The sequence below is a fragment of the Mycobacterium pinniadriaticum genome (assembly GCF_026242045.1).
Taxonomy (GTDB): Bacteria; Actinomycetota; Actinomycetes; order Mycobacteriales; family Mycobacteriaceae; genus Mycobacterium; species Mycobacterium pinniadriaticum.
In genome coordinates this window covers 41,080-61,832 of sequence record NZ_JAPJDO010000030.1, presented here as the reverse complement: position 1 = coordinate 61,832, position 20,753 = coordinate 41,080, and the positions used below count along the sequence as shown (strand labels likewise).

Here is a 20,753-nt window from a genome sequence, read left to right as displayed (position 1 = left end):
ACCGACATTTGGCTGCGAAAGTGCGAGACGTCGTCGTCGAAACGTCGAACTCGAGACGGGATCAGGCCAGCGACTCCAGCCAGGCGCGGTGCAGTGCGGCATAGCGGCCCTGGGAGCCGACGAGCTCACCGGGCGGGCCGTCCTCGACGATGCGGCCGTGCTCGAGCACCAGCACCCGGTCGGCGATCTCGACCGTCGACAACCGGTGGGCGATGATCAGCGCCGTCCGGTCGGCGAGCACCGTCCGCAGCGCCCGCTGCACGAGTCGTTCGCTGGGGATGTCCAGCGACGAAGTCGCCTCGTCGAGGATCAGCACCGCCGGGTCAGCCAGGAACGCCCGGGCGAACGCGACCAGCTGCCGCTGCCCGGCGGACAACCGCCCGCCGCGGGTGGCGACATCGGTCTGGTAGCCGTCGGGCAGCGCGGCGATGAACTCATCGGCGCCCACCGCCACCGCGGCCGCGTGCACCTCGGCGTCCGATGCCGACGGCCGCCCGAACCGGATGTTGTCGGCGACGGTTCCGGAGAACAGGAAGTTCTCCTGGGTGACCATCACGACGTGGCGGCGCAGATCGCTTTGCGCGAAGTCCCGCAGATCCACATCGTCGAGGGTGACCGCGCCGGCCGTCGGGTCGTAGAACCGGGCGATCAGCTTGGCGATGGTGGTCTTGCCGGCGCCGGTGGTGCCGACGAGCGCGACGGTCTGGCCGGCGGGCACGACCAGGGACAGCCGCGGCAGCACGGGACGATCAGGCACATAGTTGAAGCGCACGTCGCGAAAAGCGATCTCACCGCGGATCCGCTCCGGGTGCACCGGGACGGCCGGGTCGGCGATCGCCGGTTTCTGGGCCAGCACCCCGGCGAGCTTCTCCAGCGCCGACGACGCCGACTGAAAGGTGTTGAAGAACTGCGAGATCTCCTGCATGGGCTCGAAGAACATCCGCAGATACAGCAGGAACGCCGTCAGGGTGCCGATCGTCATCTCGCCGTGCAACACCCGATAGCCGCCGTAGAGCAACACCACACCGGTGGTCAGATTTCCGACGAGCTTGACCGCCGGCATGAAGATCGCCAGCAGCCGGAACGTCCGCTCGTTGTCCTCCCGGTAGCGGTCAGCGACGTCATCGAAGATCTCCTGATTACGCGGCTCGCGACGGTAGGCCTGCACCGCCTTGATACCGGTCATCGTCTCGACGAACTGCACGATCACCAGCGCGGCACTCTCCCGCACCCGGCGATAGGTCTTGGCCGACTCGGCCGAGAACCACCAGACCAGCGCGACCAGAATCGGAAAGGCGGCCAGGCACATCAGTCCCAACCGCACATCGAGAACAACCAGCAGGATGGCCGTGCCGAACAAGGTCAGCACGGCGGTGATCAGGCTGTCGAAGCCGGTTTCCAGCATGTCCTGGATCGCCTCGACATCGTTGGTCAACCGGCTGACCACCCGCCCGGAGGTGTAGCGGTCGTGGAAAGCGACGTCGAGACGCTGGAAGTGCCGGAAGACGCGTCGACGCACCTCCAGCAGCACCCGTTGACCGATGCGCCCGGAACGGTTCAGGAACAGCAATCGACTGGTCGCCTGCACCGCCACCGCACCGCACAGCACCGTGACCACGATGACCAGCTCACGCGCCGAACCACCGGCCACCAGCGGCGGGATCGCGTGGTCGATGCCACGCTGAACGAGCAGCGGAACCGACAGCCGCGCAACGTTTTCCACGACGACCACGACGGCCAGCAGCCCGACGGTCAGTCTGAAGGGCGCCAGCAGCGAGCCCAGCAGGGCGCGGGCCTCGCGCCGGCGGGGCCCGGTCTCGTCGATCGGCAGGTCGTCGGGCTGTTCGTCGAGCCGGCCGCGCCATTCGGTGGCGGTCATCGCTGCCTGCCTTCCGTGGCGGCATAGTCAACGGTGCGGCGGGTGATATCGCGCTGCTCGCGAGCTTCGGTGTAGGCGACCTCGAGCCGCCGCCGTTCGTCGTCGTCCTCCCACCCCGGCCGGGGCTCGCAGCCGTCGTCGAGTTCATCGTCGGCGGCCAGCAGGAAGCGGTAGCGCGGCACGCTGGCCAGCAATTCGGCGTGAGTTCCGATATGGGTGATGGTGCCCGCGCCGTCGACGGTGTCGACCAGCGCGACCTTGTCGGCGAGGAGGACCGTCGACGCGCGATGAGCCACCACCACCGCCGTCACACCGGCCAGCACCTGCCGCAGCGCCGTGGTGACTTCGGCTTCGGTGTGGACGTCGAGCGCGGAGAGTGTGTCGTCGAGCACCAGGATGCGCGGTGCGGCAAGAATGGCGCGGGCCAGCGAAAGCCGTTGCCGCTGACCACCCGACAGGCTCATGCCCTGCTCACCGATGCGGGTCTGCAGACCGTACGGCAGGTCGTAGACGAACTGCGCGGCGGCGATCTCGATGGCCCGGCTCAGTTCCTCGTCGGTCGCGGGGTCGTCCTCGGTACGTCCCAGCGCGAGGTTCTCGGCGACCGACATGGAGAACAGCGTCGGGTCCTCGAAGGCGGTGGCGACCGTCTCGCGCAACGCGTCCAGGGACAGCTCGCGGATGTCGGTGCCGTCGATGCGGATCTCGCCTTCGGTGACGTCGTAGAGCCGGGGCAGCAGTGACGCCAGCACCGACTTGCCCGAACCGGTGGCGCCCACCAGCGCCAGGGTCTCGCCCGGTTCGATGGTGACGTTGACATGGCGCAGCGCCCAGCCGTCTGATTCAGGGCTGCTGATGTCGTTCCCCGTCGTCACGGGGAAGCGAAACCCCACGTCGACCAACTCCAGCCGGCCGCCGCGCGGCGCGACGGTACGAGGTCCGTCGGTGATCTCGCGAGGGGCGTCGAAGATCTCGGCGATCCGGTTGGCCGCCGTCATCGACTCCTGGGTCATCGACAGCAGGAAACCGAGTGAGGCGATCGGCCAAACCAGCGACAGCATCATCGTGATGAACGCGACCAGGGTGCCGAGGGTGACCAACCCGTGCCCGGCGGCGTAGGCCCCGAAGCCCAGCACGACGATCAGCGTGAGGTTGGGAATCGCCTCGAGCAGGGTCCAGAACTTCGCCGACACGGCCACCCTCTGGATCTGGGTGTCATACAGCGTGCTGGCTTGCTCATCGAAGCGGTCGTAGACATAGTCTTCGCGGCCGAACGATTTCACCGCCCGCAATCCCAGCGCCGACTCCTCGACGTGGGTGGCGACGTGACCGGCCTGATCCTGCGCCTGCCTCGACAGGCGGGTGAAGGCGTGTTCGAAGTGCAGCACGGTGAGCGTGATCGGCACGATCGAGACGAGCACCACCACACCGAGCGGCCAGTACATCGCCAGCAGGATCGCGGTGACCACGGTGATCTGCAGGACGTTGAGGATCAGGAAGACCAGACCGAACGACAGTAATCGCCGAATAGTGCTGAGGTCGTTCATGATTCGCGACAGCAGCTGGCCGGATTGCCAGCGCCCGTGAAACGACATCGGCAGGATCTGCAGGCGGGCGTAGAGATCCTTGCGGATATCGGCCTCCACCCCCATCGTGGCCCGCGCGACCAGCCAGCGCCGAATGAACCACAGCACCGCCTCGGACATGCCGACCCCGATGGCTGCGGTACCGACCAGCCACAGCCCGCGCTGGTCCTGGTGGCGAACCGGGCCGTCAATCACCGCCTTGGTCATCAGCGGAATGGCGACGGTGGCCACCAGGCTGGTGACGGCGATGCTCACCATCGCGATCCAGCGAGCCCGATACGGCATCAGGTAGGGCAGCAACCGGAACAGATCGGAGGCAGCCCGAGGCGAGCGGCGCGGCGCGGCGATCGCCGGATCCGAGCGCGCCGGGGTTTTGGAAGTCACCACATCCACCGCGTCAACCACTCTTTCGCCATCGACCACCGCTGACGATATCCAGCCGGTACGACACGACCCCCCATGCTCGATGATCGCACGCACAGCAATCGGTTATCAGTCACGACCGCATCCCCACGCTAGGACCTCAACAATGATTGAGGTCAAACCCTTCCGCCCGATGTCGCCGTGTCGCGGCGGCCTCCCACTGGTACTGGCATCGATCAGGCAAGATGGGGCCATGGACAGTAGTTCGGCTGCACCCCGAGTCCTGGTGGTCGATGACGATCCCGACGTGCTCGCGTCACTGGAGCGCGGGCTGCGACTCTCCGGATTCGAGGTGGCCACCGCCGTCGACGGTGCCGAAGCGCTGCGATCGGCGACCGAGACCCGGCCCGACGCGATCGTGCTCGACATCAACATGCCCGTCCTCGACGGTGTCAGTGTGGTGACCGCGCTACGCGCGATGGACAACGACGTGCCCGTCTGCGTGCTGTCGGCCCGCAGCTCGGTCGACGACCGGGTCGCCGGGCTGGAAGCCGGCGCCGACGACTATCTGGTGAAACCGTTCGTGCTGGCCGAGCTGGTGGCCCGGGTCAAGGCGCTGCTGCGCCGGCGCGGCGCTACGGCCACATTCTCCTCGGAGACCATCCAGGTCGGCCCGCTCGAAGTCGACATCCCGGGCCGGCGGGCCAGGGTGAACGGTGTCGACGTCGATCTGACCAAGCGTGAATTCGACCTGCTGGCGGTGCTCGCCGAGCACAAGACGGCGGTACTGTCCCGTGCTCAGCTGCTCGAGCTGGTCTGGGGCTACGACTTCGCCGCCGACACCAACGTCGTCGACGTCTTCATCGGTTACCTGCGCCGCAAACTCGAGGCCGGCGGCGCGCCCCGACTGCTGCATACCGTGCGCGGCGTGGGCTTCGTGTTGCGCACCCAGTGAACCCGTGAGGCTCGCGCGGATCCTTCGCCGCACCCCGTCCCTGCGTACCCGGGTGGCGTTCGCAACGGCGATCGGCGCGGCGATCGTGGTGACCATCGTGGGCACCATCGTCTGGATCGGCATCACCAACGACCGCCTCGAACGGCTGGACCGGCGGTTGGACGAGGCCGCGGGCTTCGCGGTCCCGTTCGTTCCGCGCGGACTCGACCAGATCCCCCCGTCGCCCAACGACCAAGACGTGGTGATCACCGTGCGCAGGGGTGATCAGGTTCGTTCGAATTCCGCCGTCGTCTTGCCCCGGCTCGACTCCGATTACGCCACCACCGAGGTCGACGGCGTCCGCTACCGAGTACGCACGGTAGAGCTCTCCTATCCCGAGGCCACGACTCTGGAGGTCGGCGCGACCTACGACGACACCGTCGCCGATACCAACAACCTGCATCGCCGGGTACTGATCATCTGTGTGCTCGCCATCGGCGCGGCCGGCCTGCTCGGCTGGCTGCTGGCGACCTTCGCGGTGCGACCGTTCCGGCGGCTGGCCGCCCAGACCCGGGAGATCCAGGCCGGCGACAAGGCCCCCGACGTCGACATCGGCGGCGCCACCGAGGCGGTGGAGATCGGCGAGGCACTCAAGGGCCTGCTGGAACGCATCTGGACCGAGCAGGACCGGACCACGGCGGCGCTGGCATCGGCACGCGACTTCGCCGCGGTGTCGGCCCACGAGTTGCGTACCCCGCTGACCGCGATGCGCACCAACCTCGAGGTGCTGGCCACCCTCGACATGACCGACGAGCAGCGCAAGGAAGTGCTCGGCGACGTCGTGCGCACCCAAACCCGTATCGAAGCGACGCTGAGCGCGCTGGAACGCCTTGCCCAGGGGGAGCTTTCGACAGAAGCCGACCAGGTTCCGGTGGACATCACCGAGTTGCTCGACCGCGCGGCGCACGACGCGATGCGGGTCTACACCGACCTCGAGGTGTCGCTGGTGCCCTCGCCCACCTGCATCATCATCGGCCTGCCCGCCGGCCTACGGCTGGCGGTGGACAACGCGATCGCCAACGCGGTCAAGCACGGTGGCGCGACCCGAGTCCAGCTGTCTGCGGTCAGTTCGCGGACTGGAGTCCAGATCGCCGTCGACGACAACGGCTCCGGGGTGCCGGAGGAGGAGCGTTCGGCGGTCTTCGAACGCTTCGCCCGCGGGTCGACGGCGTCGCATTCGGGCTCCGGCCTCGGCCTGGCGCTGGTGGCGCAGCAGGCCGAATTGCATGGTGGCACCGCATCGTTGGAAGACAGTCCGCTCGGCGGTGCGCGGCTCATGCTGCGACTGCCCGCGCCGCACTGACCCGTGTGCTGGGCACAGGTCCCAGCCAGCGAACAGATCAGGAGCCCGGCGGTCCGGTCGCCGGGTACCGTGCCGCCCATGGGACGCGTCGACGGCAAAGTCGCCCTGATCACCGGTGCCGCTCGCGGGATGGGGGCGGCACACGCCCGGCTGCTGGCCAGCGAGGGCGCCCGGGTGGTTCTCGCTGACGTGCTCGACGAGGAGGGCGCGGCAACCGCCGAAGAGCTCGGCGCGGCCGCCCGCTACGTTCATCTCGACGTCTCCGATCCCGATGACTGGGCAGCGGCCGTGGCGCTGACGCTGCGCGAGTTCGGCGCTCTCACTGTGCTGGTGAACAACGCCGGCATCGTGTACCGACGCACCTTGAAGAACCTCGAACCCGAACGCTGGCAACGCGTTATCGACGTCAACCTCACCGGAACCATGCTCGGCATCAAATCGGTGATCGAACCGATGACAGATGCCGGCGGCGGCTCCATCATCAACATGTCCTCCATCCAGGCCATGCGCGGCACGCCCGGAAACCACGGCTATGTCGCGTCCAAGTGGGCCATCCGCGGTTTGACGAAGTCCGCCGCTCTCGAACTGGCGGCCAACAACATCCGGGTGAACTCGCTACACCCCGGGATGATTCGCACCCCGATGACCGCGCACATGCCCGAGGACCTGGTGGCCGCGCCGATGGGACGCCTCGGTGAACCCATCGAGGTGTCCACATTCGTGTTGTTCCTGGCCAGTGACGAATCGTCCTACACGACTGGTTCCGAATTCGTCATGGACGGCGGCCTGATCACCGACGTGCCGCACCGCGAACTCTAGAAGCGCAACCGCACCAACACATCGGCGGGGACCATACGGTCCCCGCCGATTCGTGTCCGGCCTTCGGGTCAGAAACCCATGTGCTGATCGAATTGGTTGTGCGACGACAGATCGGTGCTCGCCTGGCTGTGCGCGGCGGAGCTGTCGTGGCCGTTAGCGAACAACGAGTGGCTCGAGTAGTCCGTGCTCGCATGCGCCGACTGGTCGTACGACGAGTGGTCCGGCGTCGCGGCGACCGCCGCCTGGCTCGACGAATCGATGGCCGCGTGCTGATCGACCGTCGCCGAGTCGTGTGCCGAGCCGAGCGAGCTCGAGCCTCCGGCATCGGCACTGCCCTGCGAGGTGGTGATCACCGAGCCCCCGGTGGACCCGGAGGAGACCTCGCCGCCACCGGTCGCGGAGCCACCGGTGTGGATGACGCTGCTCTGCGACGGTGTCACGGCCGAACCCTGGTCCGTCGTGGTCGCGGCGGCACTCGCGTCGCCGCTGACCGCACCGTGCCCGCCCAGAGCCGCCGAGTCGTGGCCCAGGATGTCGGCCTGGCCGCCAAAGGCATTCTGGAAGGCCGAGTTTCCACCCACCGTGACGTGATCCGCGGAGGTGCTGCCACCGGCCGAGCCCGCCGCCTGGGCGGAGCTGTGCAGGTTGTTGTGCAGGTTGAGGCTCGTCGCCTCGTGATTGAGGAAGTTGGCGCCGCCACCACCGGAGATACCGCCACCCGCAGAGACACCGCCACCCGCGGAGGCACCGCCACCGCCGGATGCTTCGGCGCCGCCCGACACGTCGGCGCCGGTGTTGATCGCGGCGCCACCGGTGATCCCGCCATGGCCACCAGCATTGACCTCCGCCGCCGAGGCCGCGTCAGCGTTGGTGTGGCCACCGAACGCTCCGCCGAGGTTCGTCTGGCCGCCGAACGCTCCACCGAGGTTGGTCTGGCCGCCGAACGCTCCACCGAGGTTGGTCTGGCCGCTGAGCGCGGCACCGTCGTCGTGCAGAAAGCTCACGGCCGCGGTGTTGCTCGCCGCGGTTTGCGCACTCATGGTCGCGCCACCCAGCGGGCCGGAGAAGCCGGCAGCCGTCGTGCTGCTCATCGCGGTGTTCCCGGCCGCACCCAGGCCACCACCGCCCAGGCCGATCGCCCCGCCGCCGGCGGCAGCGGTCTGATTGCCGAGGCCGGCGCTGCCGAGCGGGCTGGTGAACCCGACGTTGGACGTGTTGCTGAAGTTCGCGTTCTCCTGTGCGTTCAGGCCGGTCCCGACGTTGGCCGTACCGCTGCCGCCGGCGTTCGCGGTGCCGCTCAACGTGGCGCGCCGTTCGGCCTCGATCTCGCTGTTGGTGTCGATGACGCGAGCCCGATCGTTGACCTGTGCGCCGCCGCCGAACTGGCTGCCGCCACCGGCCGCGAAGCCGCTGCCCGCGTTGGCACCCGCACCGAATTGTCCGCCGCCCTGAGCGCCGAACCCGGTGTTGCCATGCAGATTAGTGCTGCCGCCGGCAGCTGCACCCGCGCCGGCGGCCGCGGAGCCGCCGAGCTCGCCGCCCAATCCGGCGTCGAACCCTCCGCCAAGCTCGGCACTTCCGCCAGCGCCGAAACCGGTACCGAGACCGATCCCGGTGTGGCCGCCCATCTCGGCGTCACCACCCAGCTCAGCGCCGAAGCCGGAGTTGAACCCGCCACCGAGCTCAGCACCACCTTCGACCTGGCCGCCCAGCCCCATCTCGGCGCCGATGGCCGAATCGAAGCCACCGCCGAGCTCGGCACCACCACCGGCACCGAAACCGGTGCCAAAGCCCGTGCCCAGACCAAACCCACTCTGGCCGCCCACCTCGGCGCCGGCGCCAACTTCGGCACCCATACCGGCGTGGAAGCCGGCTTCGACCTCGACACCCATCCCGGCCTGGAATCCACCGCCGAGCTCAGCACCGCCACCGATACCACCACCGAATCCGGTTCCCAGGCCGACCGCGGTCTCACCACCAACCCCGGCACCGCCGTTCAGCGCCGCGCCCAGCCCGGCACCGAGGCTCTCGCCCAGGCCAACGCCGATGCCGTCACCCACCGCGGCAGCCAACGACGATCCGCCGTCGACACCGAGATCCAGCGCCTGATTTCCGATCACGTCGGCGGCCGCCGCGGGGGCCGAAAGGACCGTCGGCACAACGCCTTCTGCGGGCGCGAAGCCGTACACACCCGAAACTGCGTGCGCCAGGCTGGAGACCGGGTCACCGCCCGCGAGCTCGAGCCCCGGGACGGCGGAGGCCGCGACCGACTGAATCTGCTCGGCGCTGACATCGGCCAGGCCCGCGTTCGCCAGCGCCGCGTTGGGATCGGCGACGAACGTCTGCGCCGCCGACTCGTTGTTGAACAGGTCGAGGATGAATTGGAGCAGGGTGTCCATGTGTAAGTGCCTTCCTGTGACTTGCTCATCACGGTATGAAGATCACGCGCACCCCGAAATGGGGCGCGGTCCCCTACCCGATACGGGCAGTACCGGGATATCCCAGCAATCCCCATTAGGGGATTAGGGGATCACTCGGATGTGCACCGCCGTTCTGCAGGACACAGTCAATGGGATCGGTATAAATACTGTTCACAGCGTTAAACATGGGCAACCGGTAATTGTGAACTGATTCACAACCGTTATCGGAAAATTGACATGCAGGTAATTATCAGCAAATCGGCGGAGGGATAAACATGCACGTCGAGCGGCATTCCGCAGTCGGCAAATAACTACCCCGCACCCGGGCCCACCCGGGTGCTCGATCGCGCAACGCCCCCGCTACGCCGCGTGGTGATTGTGTGGATGGCCGGGATGTTCGGCCAGCCAGCGACGCTCGACCCGCTTCACTCGCTGATGCTCGGCCATGATCAACAACGCACCGACTACCAGCAGGCCCGCCGCGACGGATCCCAGCATCATCAACAGCTCGTGATGGTTGTACGCCAACGCTGCGATGATCCCGGCCAAACCCACCACACCGAGGGCGATGAGAAATAGTCCAGGCAGCCACAATGTATCGATGAACGACTCGCCGGCATGCGGTTGCGTCGTCCTGGAGTGATCGACCGGATCGCGATACGCACCTTTCATCGCGATCTCCCTTCGTCCGGAGATACCGACCAATCTACGCCGCTTGTGAACTACGTCACAACGTCACAGACCGGCTTCCCACTCCAGCAGTCGGCGCGCCAACTCGGGGCCGGCGTCCTCCTGGATGAAGTGACCCGCCCTGATCCGCGCATGAGGCTGACCGGTCGCTCCGGGAATGTGCGCGATGAGCGGCCCGTCGGCCTTGCCGAGGATCGGGTCGCCGGAACCGAATACGCACAGCGTGGGTTTGTCCCAGCGGCCCAGCGCATCCCAGGCGGCGCGATTGGCCGGGATGGCGGGGTCCGTCGGCGAGGTCGGCACCAGCTGCGGGAAGGCGCGAGCCCCGGCCTGGTAGCGCTTGTCGGGGAACGGCGCGTTGTATCCCGCCCGAATGGCGGCCGACAACTTGTTGACCGTCGCGATGGCCACGATGCGGCCGGCGCTGAACACCGGCGTGTATTTGGCGAATGCGCGCCACACGTGGAAGGCGGGCGGGGTGGGCTGCGTGGCGGTGGGAAGAAAGCCATTGGCGATGAACAGCTTTGCGAACCGGTCGCTGTTCTCGGCCGCGACCCGCAACCCGATCAAGGACCCCCAGTCCTGGACCACCAGTGTTACGTCGCGCAGGTCGAGGCCGTTCATCCACGACGTTACCCATTGCACGTGACGCAGATAGGTGTAGTCGTCAGGGCGGGTCGGCTTGTCCGAGCGACCGAAGCCGATCAGATCGGGTGCCAGCACGCGATGTCCGGCCGCGGCCAGCGGCGGGATCATGGTCCGGTACAGATAGCTCCAGCTGGGTTCGCCGTGCAGCAGCACGACCGGTGGGCCGTCCTGCGGCCCCTCGTCGACGTAGTGCATCCGCAGGGGTGGTGAGTCATCTGCGGAGACCTCGTAGTAGTTCGGCTCGAACGGATAACCCTCGAGACCGGCGAAGCGGCTGTCCGGCGTGCGCAGTATGTCCACGCTTCGCCATCTAAGCACCTGGGCGTCAGCACGAGGGCTCAACGCCGATACCCACCCCTACGGCTTGGGAGCCAGGGCACTGCCCTTCAGCCACTCGCCCCACGGCAATGTCCAGTCGCCGTTCTGCCAGATCTCGAGACCGGGACCACCGGTGTTCTTCACCTCCACCACGTCACCGGGCTGGGAGAAGTCGTAGAACCAGGCCGCGTTCTCGCCGTTGAGGTTCAAACATCCGTGCGAGACGTTGGTGTTGCCCTGTGCCCACCTGGTGTCGTTGAGCTGGTGCAGATAGATGCCGTCGGTGCTGATCCGGGTGGCATATGGGATCTTGACCTTGTATCCCTCCGAGGAGGCCACCGGCAGACCGTAGCTCGACGAATCCATCGTCACCGATTCGGCCTTGTCGATCACCGTGTACACACCCGGCGGTGTCCAGAACGAAAACGTCCGTCCGGCAATGGTTTGGTAACCACCCTTACCCATTGACGTGGGCATCGCCCGAACCAACTTGCCGTTGTCGAAGACACTGACCGTCTTGGTGACGTCGTCGGCAATCGTGACGTGTGCGTCACCAATGGTGAAGGTGGCGTTGGCATTCTCGTTTCCATAGAGGCCGTCGCCGAGGCGCACCCCGAAGATGTTGGCGGCCACGGTGACGGTCGTTCCGGGCGCGTAGTACTTCACCGGTCGCCAGTGCGCGGTCTTGTCATCGACCCAGTACCACGATCCCCGCACCGGGGGGTTGGTGGTCACCACCAGATTGCGTTCGGCGGCTGCCTTGTCGGCGATCTGTTCGTCGAACCGCGCGGCGATGATCGTGCCGATGCCGTATCGCACATCCTCATGGATGGGCAGGCCACCCGGCGTCTCGAGGTACACCTGGGTGAGGTTGTTGGGCGACGCCGTCGCAAAGGTGGTGGTCCGTGCCAGCGGCACGCCGCTGGCGCCCAGGCTGTCCACCTGCATCGTGTAGGTACGCCCGTACTTCAGCGGCACCGTCGGCTGCCACGATGTCCGGTCCGGCGAGAGCGCCCCGGCCAAGGTGTTGCCGTAGTCGTCCACCAGCGAGACACTCGTCAGACTGCCGCCGACCACCTGGGCGGACACCCGGCTCAGCGGGCTGAGGTCGGCCGAGGCGTTCGCCGGCGCGACGCCCACAATCGGTGGCTTGGGCGGCGCCGGTGGCAACTGCACCTGCGCGGTGGCGGTGGCGGTCTTGCAGCCATCGTGACACCCGGGTAAGCCGGCGACGTCACTCACCAGGACGGCCAGGAGTAACACCCCCACCGCCAGGCTTGCCGTGCGCGCACGACGGGTAAAGACCACCGAAATCACTCCAGAACTGGTCGACGATGAGTTGCCGGCGTCACCATTGACGCCTGAGATCATAGACGGCCGCGGGCCCGTCTCGTCACTCGACGAACCCCGGCGTGGCCGTCACCTGCAGCAAACATCGATTCATTAGCGGAATTTAACGTTTGCGTCGACAATCTCAGTGCAACGCACTGCCTTTGAGCCACTCGCTCCACGGTAGCGTCCAGTCACCGTTCTCGGTGAGCTGTAGCGGCGGGCCGCCGGTGTTGCGGACCTCGACGACGTCACCGGGCACGGAGAAGTCGTAGAACCATTCCGCGTTCTCGCCGCTGAGGTTCAGGCAACCGTGCGAGGTGTCGGTGTTGCCCTGGGCCCACACGGTCGCGTTCAGCTGGTGCAGATAGATGCCGTCGGGGCTGATCCGCGTGGCGTACGGGATGGTCTCGCGGTAGCCGAGCCGGGAGTTGATGGGCAGGCCGTAGGTCGACGAGTCCATGACCACCGGGTTGGCCTTGTCCATCACCGTATAGATGCCCGGCGGTGTCCAGAACGTCAGCGTCTGGGCGCCGATGGTCTCCGAGCCGCCCCTGCCCATCGAGGTCGGCATGGTGCGCACCAGCGCGCCGTTGTCGTACACGCTGACCTGCTTGGTGGTGTCGTCGGCGACGGACAGGTGCGCGTCGCCGATGGTGAACGTCGCGGCGGAGTCCTCTTCGCCGTACAGGCCGTCTCCCAGGGGGACCCCGTAGACGTCGGCCTTGACGGTCACCGAAGTGCCCGGGGCGTAGTACTTTTCCGGACGCCAGTGGGCGTTCTGATCGTCGAACCAGTACCACGATCCGCGGACCGGCGGGTCGGTGGTGACCGAGAGGTGCCGCTCGGCGGCCGCCCGGTCGGTGATCGGCTCGTCGAAGTGCGCGACGACGACGGTGCCGATCCCGAACCGGCCACCGTCGAGCGGGTGACCGCCCGGTGTGGTCAGGTAGACCTCGGTCTGATCGCTGGGCACCAGGGTCTGGAAGGTCGACGACATCGTGGACGGAACGCCGCCCGGGCCGCGGGCGTCGACGGTCAGGGTGTAGGTGCGGCCATAGCCCAGCGGCACGGTGGGCTTCCAGGTCTTGAAGTCGGGGGTGACGACGCCCGGCACGGACTTGTCGGCGTCATTGACCATCGTGACGTGGGTCAGCAAGCCGCTCGTGGCCACCACCCTGATGCCGCCCAGCGGGTCGACGTCGGTGGCCCCGTCAGCGGGGGTGAGTGTCACGGAGGCCGGATCCGGGGACGGGGCCGGCCGGGGGCTCAGCGCGGCCGCCTCGGTGCGGCAGTGCTCCGGGCAGCGCGGCGCGGTGGAGACGACGACACCGCCGAGCACGGCCAGGACTGCCAGGACGACTCCGAGGCAGGCCCCACGGGCACGACGACTCCAGCTCAACTGCTCACTCCATGCGTACGCGGTCGGCCACGGCTGCCGGATACCGATGCTCGATCGGATCCCTGAAGCATAGACGGAGCGGCTGGACCGGGCGTTCGGGCAAAGGCGCGTGCCGCGTCACAATATGGACAAGACTTGAGCACATGACCGAACCCGGTGCTGCCCGTGTCGCGGTGTACCTCGACTTCGACAACATCGTCATCTCGCGCTACGACCAGATCAACGGCCGCAACTCTTTTCAACGAGACAAGGCCAAGGGCCTGGAGGCGGCGAAGTTGTCCCGCGCACGGGTGGACGTGGGCGCGATCCTGGACTTCGCCTCGTCGTTCGGCACGGTGGTGCTCACCCGGGCCTACGCCGACTGGTCGGCGGACGTCAACGCCGAATATCGCGAGCAGCTGGTCGGCCGGGCCGTCGATCTGGTGCAGCTGTTCCCCGCGGCCGCCTATGGCAAAAACGCCGCCGACATCCGGTTGGCCGTCGACGCCGTCGAGGACATGTTCCGGCTGCCCGACCTGACCCACGTGGTGATCGTCGCCGGCGACTCCGACTACATCCCGCTCGCGCAGCGCTGCAAGCGCCTGGGCCGTTATGTCGTCGGGATCGGAGTGGCCGGGGCCTCTAGCCGGTCACTGGCCGCGGCCTGCGACGAGTTCGTCATCTACGACTCACTGCCCGGGGTGCCGGTGTCCGAACCACCTCCGGACCAGGAGCCGGCCAAGCGCACCAAACGCACCGCCGATCCCGAACCGCCGGACCCGCAGACCGCGGCCACCGCACTGCTGAAGCGGGCGTTGCAGATCGGCCTGGAGAAGGACGACGCCGACTGGATGCACAATTCGGCGGTCAAGGCTCAGATGAAGCGCATGGACCCGTCGTTCTCCGAAAAGGCGTTGGGCTTCAAGTCATTCAGCGATTTCCTGCGGTCCCGCACCGATGTCGTGGAGCTCGACGAGAGCTCCACGACCCGGATGGTGAAGCTGCGCTAGCCGCTAAGCGGTCGAGTCGATCCACACCGCGCGCGCCGCGGCGAGCAGTTCCCCGGCGGCGGTGTAGAGGGCGGTTTTCGCACCGATTTTGCGACCGTCATGCCAGTCCGAGGTCGCCACCACCACACACGGCTCCCCCACCAGCGGCCGCCGGTCGATGCGGGCGGTCATCCGGCCCAGCACCGCGACGCCACCCGGGATGCGGCCGAACGCCGCCCACCCGCCGGGGCAATCCAGCGCCGCCCACACGATCTCGGGCCGTATCACACCGTCGTCATCGGCCAGCGACTCGTCCGGCGTCCACCTGTCGGCCAGAATCGACTGGCCCGCAAGCCGTTTGGCGAAAATCCGCAGCCCGTCGCCGGGCTCGCGATCGGGGCCGCAGGTGAAGCAGCCACGGAACGGATGGACGGCGTCGGCCAGCGCGATCGGCGCGTCGGCGGGAATGTCGAGAACGGGCGGCACCGCGTCGACGGGTTCGTCGACCGGTTTGGCCACCGCCACGACCTCCCCGCCGGCCGGGCGCACCTGGTAGGTCGGCCCGGCCTGCTCGACCAGCAGCGGGGTGTCCAGCGGCGGCGGCCGGCGCAACGTCACCTCGACCAGGTCCGCCGGAACCCGGGCGGCGATCACCCCACAGGCGTACCCGCCGTTGGCGCTGCCGGGTGGGCCGTTGAATCGGGCCCCGAATATCACTGAGGGCTGGGCCATTGTGGTTCTCCTTTCGCCCGGGCAAGCAGCCATGCCTGGCCTTCACCTTCACCCGCGCTGATCGGTTGCAGGTCGGCGAACGCCTCGCCGAGTTCGCCCGCCGTGGCCCGGAACTGACCCGGCCGCGCACCGACCTCGCTGAGCACGCATATCGCCAGCAGGCCGCCCGCCGCGAGCCTGCCGGCGATCGCGGGATACAGGCGTGGGTCGCGAAACCGGTGGCACAGGATCATCGCGGCCGGCGGGCCCGGTGGCAGTCCATCGTCGAGATCGACGACGGAAAACCGGCACCGGTCCGCGACGCCGTGGCGGGAAGCCAGCTCCCGCGCCTGCTCGATCGCGACGGCCGATACGTCGACACCCCACACGGTCATGCCCCGCTCGGCCAGCCAGACCGCGGCCGATCCGGATCCGCAGGCCAACTCCAGCGCCGGCCCCGCCACCGGGATGGCATCCACCTGCTGGGCGAACACCTCGGGCAGGGCGGGCGCGCCACCGACCCGGCCGGCATAGCGGTCGTCCCAGCGGGCGCGGTCGGTCGCGGTCATGGCCTCATCCGGAACGGTCGGGAATCGATGATCCGGCATGGTGCACTTTGCGCCCGCGCAGCTGGACTGCACCCTCGATGACGAGAGCGCTGAGCAGAAACCCGACCAGCACCCACAGGTGGTCGATGGCCGTCGTGGCCGTGTACACGGTCAGGGCGACGAACGAACCCAGGCAGGCCACCGCTCCGGCGACCGTGACGATGATCAGGAATCCCGACGACCCCCATCAGGCTGATGCCCTGGATGTCGACGGTGTTGACCACGAGCAACGTTCCGACCGCGGTCGCCAGCAGGCCGCCGACCATCCCGCCGATACCTATCGACACCAGCTCGCTGAGCCCGAGCTGGGCGGCCCGACGCGGCGGCGACTGATCGATCACGGTAGGCATCGATGCTACTGCTCCGGGCTGTGCCGACACCCGAATCGGTGCGACGGCGCGGCGCTGCTATGCTGGTCACAACGTTGGCGTCACGACGAAGTCGCCGACACGTCGTGGAACACCTTCACTTCACCGGCACTTCCGGACTTCCGGGAGCCGAGTTCAGCTGATTTTGTGCCCCAGCACACAGTCTCGCGGCGATCGATTTTGCCTCCCGGCAATCTCGCCACCCCATCTGATGCCCGAAAGGCACCATGAAAACCGAATCAACGTTTGCCGACCTCGGCGTGCCCGCACCACTGGTGCGCGCCCTGTCCGACAACGGCATCACCCATCCCTTCCCGATCCAGGTCTCGACCCTGCCGGACACGTTGGCCGGCCGTGACGTGCTCGGCCGCGGCAAGACCGGCAGCGGCAAGACCCTGGCGTTCTCCCTCCCGCTGATCAGCAGGCTGACCGGCACCACGCGACGTGCGGCACGACCTGCGGGCCTGGTGCTGGCGCCCACCCGTGAGCTGGCCACCCAGATCACCTCGACACTGCAGCCGCTGGCTGAGGTGTCCGGCCTACGCGTCACCACCATCTTTGGCGGCGTGCCGCAGAACAAGCAGGTCAAGGCCCTGCAATCCGGCGTCGACATCGTCGTCGCCTGCCCGGGCCGCCTCGAAGACCTGATCCGCCAGCGCCTGATCAGCCTCGACGCCGTCGCGATCACCGTGATCGACGAGGCCGACCACATGGCCGACCTGGGCTTCCTGCCCGGCGTCACCCGGATCCTGTCCGCCACACCCGCCGGCGGGCAGCGGTTGCTGTTCTCGGCGACGCTGGACAACGGCGTCGACAAGCTGGTCAACCGGTTCCTGCGCGACGAGGTGTCGCACGCCGTGGACTCCGACCAGTCCCCGGTGGACGCGATGACCCATCACGTGTTCCACGTGGCCGGTGCCGAAGCCAAGAAGGAACTGGTACACACGCTCGCCTCCGGCGCCGGCCGCCGAATCCTGTTCCTGCGCACCAAGCACCATGCGCGCAAATTGGCCAAGCAGCTGAACCAGGCCGGGATTCCATCAGTTGACCTGCACGGCAACCTTTCTCAGCCGGCACGTGATCGCAACCTGGCGGCGTTCGCCGCCGGGACGGCCCGAGTCCTGGTCGCCACCGACATCGCCGCGCGCGGTGTCCACGTCGACGACGTCGAGCTGGTGGTACACATCGATCCGCCGGCCGAGCACAAGGCCTACCTACACCGGTCCGGCCGCACCGCGCGAGCGGGGCGCTCCGGCGATGTCGTGACCGTCGTGCTGCCCGAACAGCGCCGCGATACACAGGCATTGCTGCGCAAGGCGGGCATCAAAGTTGCGGCCCAACAGGTTTCCGCGGATTCGGAGTCGGTACAGGCGCTGGTGGGCGAGGTCGCTCCATACCAGGCGCCGACCGCCGCCTCGACGCCCACGCCGCAGCGGCACACGCCCATGCAGCATCGCCCAGGTGGCGGTGGCCGGTCCACCCGCCGCCGTTCCCGTCGGCCGCGCTCCGCGGTTGGCGCCAAATAGATTTCGTTGCGGCGGTCCCGCCGCGACGAGCACCGGATGCTTCAGGCATCCATTTGAATGAGAGAAGAAAGTAAGATGGCACAGGGAACTGTGAAATGGTTCAACGGCGAAAAGGGCTTCGGCTTCATCGCTCCCGACAGTGGCGATCAGGATCTGTTCGTCCACTACTCGGAAATTCAGGGCAGCGGCTTCAAGTCGCTCGAGGAGAACCAGCGTGTCCAGTTCGAGGTAGGACAGGGGCCTAAGGGCCCCCAGGCGACGCAAGTCTCCGCGGTCTGATCGAACCCCAAACCACACCTAGGGCTGGTACGGCATTGCCGTACCAGCCCTAGGCTTTTCATCAGTCTTTCGGCGCCTCTGCGGCGGGTGCGTCCAGCGTGCGCGCCGATGCCGCGCTTTGCTCCCGCGCCGCACGCACCACCTGATCGGCGACCGCGTACTCCGGGACGTCGCGATCCTCGTCGACAACCTGCATAGTTGCCGCGTGCCGCATGACCATCCAACCGAGAGCTTGGGTCGTGGTGTGCGGGATGACCAGCAGTCGGGCGCAAGCTTCTCGGCCGACGACCACCATGATCCGCTGACGGCTGTCGTTCCACCGCATGCTCCGCATCGCGTTGGCGAAATGGGCATCCAGGATTGGTGCGGCCGCGGTTGCCGACCAGTTGATATTGATGTCGACGACCTCACCCAGCGACACGTGCAGCGCATCGATCAAGTCGGGTAGCTCACTAGCCAGTGAGCCGGTGCGTGGCCACCACGCTCCATCGATGTCACCACCCAGCAGCGAGTTGAGAGTGAGGCGTACCGGACTGGCGGTGCGGCGCGGGCCGCGCATGCCGTTCACCGGAAAGCTGCTGCCGTAGCGAATTGCTCCATTGGCGTTCCTCACGCAGCCGACCGGTCGATCCGCGGACGTATTGCGAAACGGACCACGTTCGACGTTACCCCTCGCCGCTGAGGCGCTTCGTCGGCCTCTCAGTTCGCCGGTTCGACGAGCTCTTTGATCGTCGCGCAGACGGTGGTGAGCGTGTGCTCGTCGCGGGTGGACAGGGTCAGCACGAATGCACCCTGGATCAGCGCGAGCACGGCGTCGGCGAGATCCTCGCTGGAGCGGTCCTGGCGAATGTCGCCACGCTCCTGTCCCGCCGTGAGCAAGGTCGAGAGCTGGGTTTTCCACATCTCGATCTGCGCGGCCAGCTGCGGACGAAAGTAGTCGGACGTCGCGCCCACCTCGGTGGAGAACTTCCCCGTCAGGCACGCGGTCTGAAAACCGGACTTGACGAAAACCTGCGACATGTCGTTGAAATATCCGATCAGCTGATCGACGGTGGACAACTCCGTCCTGGCAAACCAGGTGGTGAACAACTCGCCCTGGAATTGGATGTAGCGGTCCAGGACCGCCTGGGCGAACGCATCCTTGGACCCGAAATGGTGGTAGAACGATCCCTTGGGCACGCCGGCCTCAGCCAGGACGGCGTCGATCGTGGTCCCATGGAAGCCGTTCTCGTAGAACAGCTTGATCCCAGCGCGCAGCAGCCGCTCCTTGTGCGGCACGACCGCTTCCTGGGTGGTCATTCGAACCGCCTTTGTACGCCGGTGACGTGGGACTTCCCACTATAGGGCGGTTTCGTCCACTACTAGACCGAGTGGGCTAGACCACATCGTCCACAAGGCGTGATCTAGACCATTTCGTCTAGACCATTATGTCTAGTCGACTTAGTCTAAAGCTGCGGGGGCACCTGAACGGAGGATTGTCCATGAGCATCACCCACCTCACCGATTGGGCCGGGGACCGCTAATGGTCGCCATCGGAGCCGGCGGTCTGTCGCCGGCTCGCTTCGCGAGCCGGATCGTGGCCTGGTTGCGGGCGCCCGCATTCGTCGATCACGCCCCCTCGGACAAGGCCCGGCACTACCCACCCCGGCGGGCCGGCTTCGTCGAGCAGGCGTCGATGTCGCGGGAAATGTACCGGCTCTGACGCGGGACGACTCTCGGCTCGCCGCAGTGTCGCGATGGCCCTCGGCGCGTTGACATTACCTCCCGATAGGCGTGTACTTGGTTTTCTACCAGGGGATCTGAGGCACTGAGGTTGCTGGTCGTCCAAAGATCGGTCATGCTGCCATAGCCACGGTTTTGGCGATCGTCGGTCGAGGCGAGCAATGGAGCACCGAACTATCAGGCGGCCGCCGGCTTCACCGGGTTTGGTCATCACCTCACCTGATCGACGGGAGAACAACCCCATGAGGGCGGCAAGCCGCACGAATGTGTCAGCGTGACGCGACATCAGAAACCAGGCGGCGCGGGTCGGCGCCCAAAACCGTCTGCGCCGAGGCTACGGCTGAGGTTGAAACCCCAAGCACCCCATCGGGGATACGTAGACGGCGCGTGGTGGCCGCACAGTGATGACATCGCAACGGAACTCCCGGATCTGCTCGCGGCGCTGTCGACGCGACTCGCGCAGGCCGATCGCGTTGTGTACAAGGTGGGCGATTGGGCGGAAGCGCCGGTCGAACTGGCCATCGATGGCCGTCAGGTGCATCTCGAAGGTCATCGACTCCAACCGCCCAACACCGTGGAAGTCCACGGACCCAACCGCACGAGGATCCTTCTGCTGATCGTCCCGCCCCACACCGACCCGGACCGCGCGCACACCGCCATGATGACGGCGGCGGACCCCGACGACGAGTCAACCGTCGATGGCTTGCTCATGATCGGTCTGCGCGAGCGGGAGTCCCGCACGAAGCGAGCCGCCGCACAGGCGAGCTGGGATCGTGATGGCGGCACCCTGCGAAACCTCGGCGGACTCGACGAGTAAGGG

21 protein-coding genes are annotated in these 20,753 nt (G+C 67.2%); 9 read left to right on the top strand and 12 right to left on the bottom strand.

Going from position 1 to position 20,753, the window contains the following annotated elements; all coding sequences use genetic code 11:
• Positions 1-61: 61 nt before the first annotated feature.
• The gene (locus tag ORI27_RS25140) at positions 62-1,879 is read right to left on the bottom strand and encodes an ABC transporter ATP-binding protein (protein ID WP_265999742.1); all 1,818 of its coding nucleotides are present in this window, start codon (positions 1,877-1,879) and stop codon (positions 62-64) included.
• Positions 1,876-3,852, bottom strand: coding sequence for an ABC transporter ATP-binding protein (locus tag ORI27_RS25135; RefSeq protein ID WP_407666422.1), 1,977 nt, complete (start codon positions 3,850-3,852; stop codon positions 1,876-1,878). Before ORI27_RS25135 ends, ORI27_RS25140 begins: the two co-directional genes overlap by 4 nt.
• Positions 3,853-4,081: 229 nt before the next feature.
• Between ORI27_RS25135 and prrA the strand changes: the two genes are divergently transcribed.
• From prrA to ORI27_RS25120, 3 genes are all read left to right on the top strand, one after another.
• Positions 4,082-4,783: a two-component system response regulator PrrA gene (gene prrA, locus ORI27_RS25130; protein WP_094475739.1), complete on the top strand. Its 702-nt coding sequence runs from the start codon at positions 4,082-4,084 to the stop codon at positions 4,781-4,783.
• Positions 4,784-4,787: 4 nt separating this feature from the next.
• Positions 4,788-6,125, top strand: a complete 1,338-nt coding sequence (locus ORI27_RS25125) for a sensor histidine kinase (RefSeq protein ID WP_265999744.1) — start codon at positions 4,788-4,790, stop codon at positions 6,123-6,125.
• A gap of 78 nt (positions 6,126-6,203) precedes the next feature.
• Entirely contained in the window at positions 6,204-6,944 is a 741-nt protein-coding gene (locus ORI27_RS25120) for a glucose 1-dehydrogenase (protein WP_265999745.1), read from the top strand.
• A gap of 68 nt (positions 6,945-7,012) precedes the next feature.
• Here the strand turns inward: ORI27_RS25120 and ORI27_RS25115 are convergent, their stop codons facing one another.
• From ORI27_RS25115 to ORI27_RS25095, 5 genes are all read right to left on the bottom strand, one after another.
• Complete coding sequence (locus ORI27_RS25115) at positions 7,013-9,343, bottom strand: IniB N-terminal domain-containing protein (RefSeq protein ID WP_265999746.1); 2,331 nt, start codon at positions 9,341-9,343, stop codon at positions 7,013-7,015.
• Between the two features lie 381 nt (positions 9,344-9,724).
• Positions 9,725-10,036: a protein UsfY gene (usfY, locus tag ORI27_RS25110; RefSeq protein WP_265999747.1), complete on the bottom strand. Its 312-nt coding sequence runs from the start codon at positions 10,034-10,036 to the stop codon at positions 9,725-9,727.
• Positions 10,037-10,099: 63 nt separating this feature from the next.
• Positions 10,100-11,002 carry a haloalkane dehalogenase gene (locus ORI27_RS25105; protein WP_265999748.1) on the bottom strand — a complete coding sequence of 301 codons (903 nt, stop codon included), beginning with the start codon at positions 11,000-11,002 and terminating at the stop codon, positions 10,100-10,102.
• A 57-nt stretch (positions 11,003-11,059) separates the two neighbouring features.
• Positions 11,060-12,328, bottom strand: a complete 1,269-nt coding sequence (locus ORI27_RS25100; RefSeq protein WP_265999749.1) for a L,D-transpeptidase — start codon at positions 12,326-12,328, stop codon at positions 11,060-11,062.
• A 166-nt stretch (positions 12,329-12,494) separates the two neighbouring features.
• The gene (locus ORI27_RS25095; protein WP_265999750.1) at positions 12,495-13,751 is read right to left on the bottom strand and encodes a L,D-transpeptidase; all 1,257 of its coding nucleotides are present in this window, start codon (positions 13,749-13,751) and stop codon (positions 12,495-12,497) included.
• A 143-nt stretch (positions 13,752-13,894) separates the two neighbouring features.
• Here ORI27_RS25095 and ORI27_RS25090 point away from each other — a divergent pair, with 143 nt between their 5' ends.
• On the top strand, positions 13,895-14,740 hold the full coding sequence (locus tag ORI27_RS25090) for an NYN domain-containing protein (protein WP_265999751.1): 846 nt from the start codon (positions 13,895-13,897) through the stop codon (positions 14,738-14,740).
• Positions 14,741-14,743: 3 nt separating this feature from the next.
• Here ORI27_RS25090 and ORI27_RS25085 read toward each other — a convergent pair whose 3' ends face one another.
• The 3 genes from ORI27_RS25085 to ORI27_RS25075 are packed head-to-tail and all read right to left on the bottom strand — an operon-like array spanning position 14,744 to position 16,180.
• Positions 14,744-15,451 carry a hypothetical protein gene (locus tag ORI27_RS25085; RefSeq protein WP_265999752.1) on the bottom strand — a complete coding sequence of 236 codons (708 nt, stop codon included), beginning with the start codon at positions 15,449-15,451 and terminating at the stop codon, positions 14,744-14,746.
• Positions 15,433-15,999 (bottom strand): class I SAM-dependent methyltransferase, encoded by a 567-nt coding sequence (locus ORI27_RS25080; protein ID WP_265999753.1) that lies wholly within the window; start codon positions 15,997-15,999, stop codon positions 15,433-15,435. Before ORI27_RS25080 ends, ORI27_RS25085 begins: the two co-directional genes overlap by 19 nt.
• 4 nt (positions 16,000-16,003) lie before the next feature.
• Positions 16,004-16,180 (bottom strand): hypothetical protein, encoded by a 177-nt coding sequence (locus ORI27_RS25075; protein ID WP_265999754.1) that lies wholly within the window; start codon positions 16,178-16,180, stop codon positions 16,004-16,006.
• A 53-nt stretch (positions 16,181-16,233) separates the two neighbouring features.
• Here ORI27_RS25075 and ORI27_RS25070 point away from each other — a divergent pair, with 53 nt between their 5' ends.
• The 3 genes from ORI27_RS25070 (at position 16,234) to ORI27_RS25060 (ending at position 18,211) form a co-directional block, all read left to right on the top strand.
• On the top strand, positions 16,234-16,371 hold the full coding sequence (locus ORI27_RS25070; RefSeq protein ID WP_265999755.1) for a hypothetical protein: 138 nt from the start codon (positions 16,234-16,236) through the stop codon (positions 16,369-16,371).
• A 262-nt stretch (positions 16,372-16,633) separates the two neighbouring features.
• Positions 16,634-17,932 carry a DEAD/DEAH box helicase gene (locus ORI27_RS25065; RefSeq protein ID WP_265999756.1) on the top strand — a complete coding sequence of 433 codons (1,299 nt, stop codon included), beginning with the start codon at positions 16,634-16,636 and terminating at the stop codon, positions 17,930-17,932.
• A gap of 75 nt (positions 17,933-18,007) precedes the next feature.
• Positions 18,008-18,211 (top strand): cold-shock protein, encoded by a 204-nt coding sequence (locus ORI27_RS25060; RefSeq protein WP_108053573.1) that lies wholly within the window; start codon positions 18,008-18,010, stop codon positions 18,209-18,211.
• Between the two features lie 61 nt (positions 18,212-18,272).
• Here the strand turns inward: ORI27_RS25060 and ORI27_RS25055 are convergent, their stop codons facing one another.
• Positions 18,273-18,824, bottom strand: a complete 552-nt coding sequence (locus ORI27_RS25055) for a DUF5994 family protein (RefSeq protein WP_265999757.1) — start codon at positions 18,822-18,824, stop codon at positions 18,273-18,275.
• Between the two features lie 86 nt (positions 18,825-18,910).
• Entirely contained in the window at positions 18,911-19,510 is a 600-nt protein-coding gene (locus ORI27_RS25050; protein ID WP_265999758.1) for a TetR/AcrR family transcriptional regulator, read from the bottom strand.
• Between the two features lie 223 nt (positions 19,511-19,733).
• Between ORI27_RS25050 and ORI27_RS25045 the strand changes: the two genes are divergently transcribed.
• On the top strand, positions 19,734-19,913 hold the full coding sequence (locus tag ORI27_RS25045) for a hypothetical protein (protein WP_265999759.1): 180 nt from the start codon (positions 19,734-19,736) through the stop codon (positions 19,911-19,913).
• Between the two features lie 366 nt (positions 19,914-20,279).
• Positions 20,280-20,750 (top strand): DUF5994 family protein, encoded by a 471-nt coding sequence (locus ORI27_RS25040; RefSeq protein ID WP_323055664.1) that lies wholly within the window; start codon positions 20,280-20,282, stop codon positions 20,748-20,750.
• The last annotated feature ends 3 nt before the right edge of the window (positions 20,751-20,753 follow it).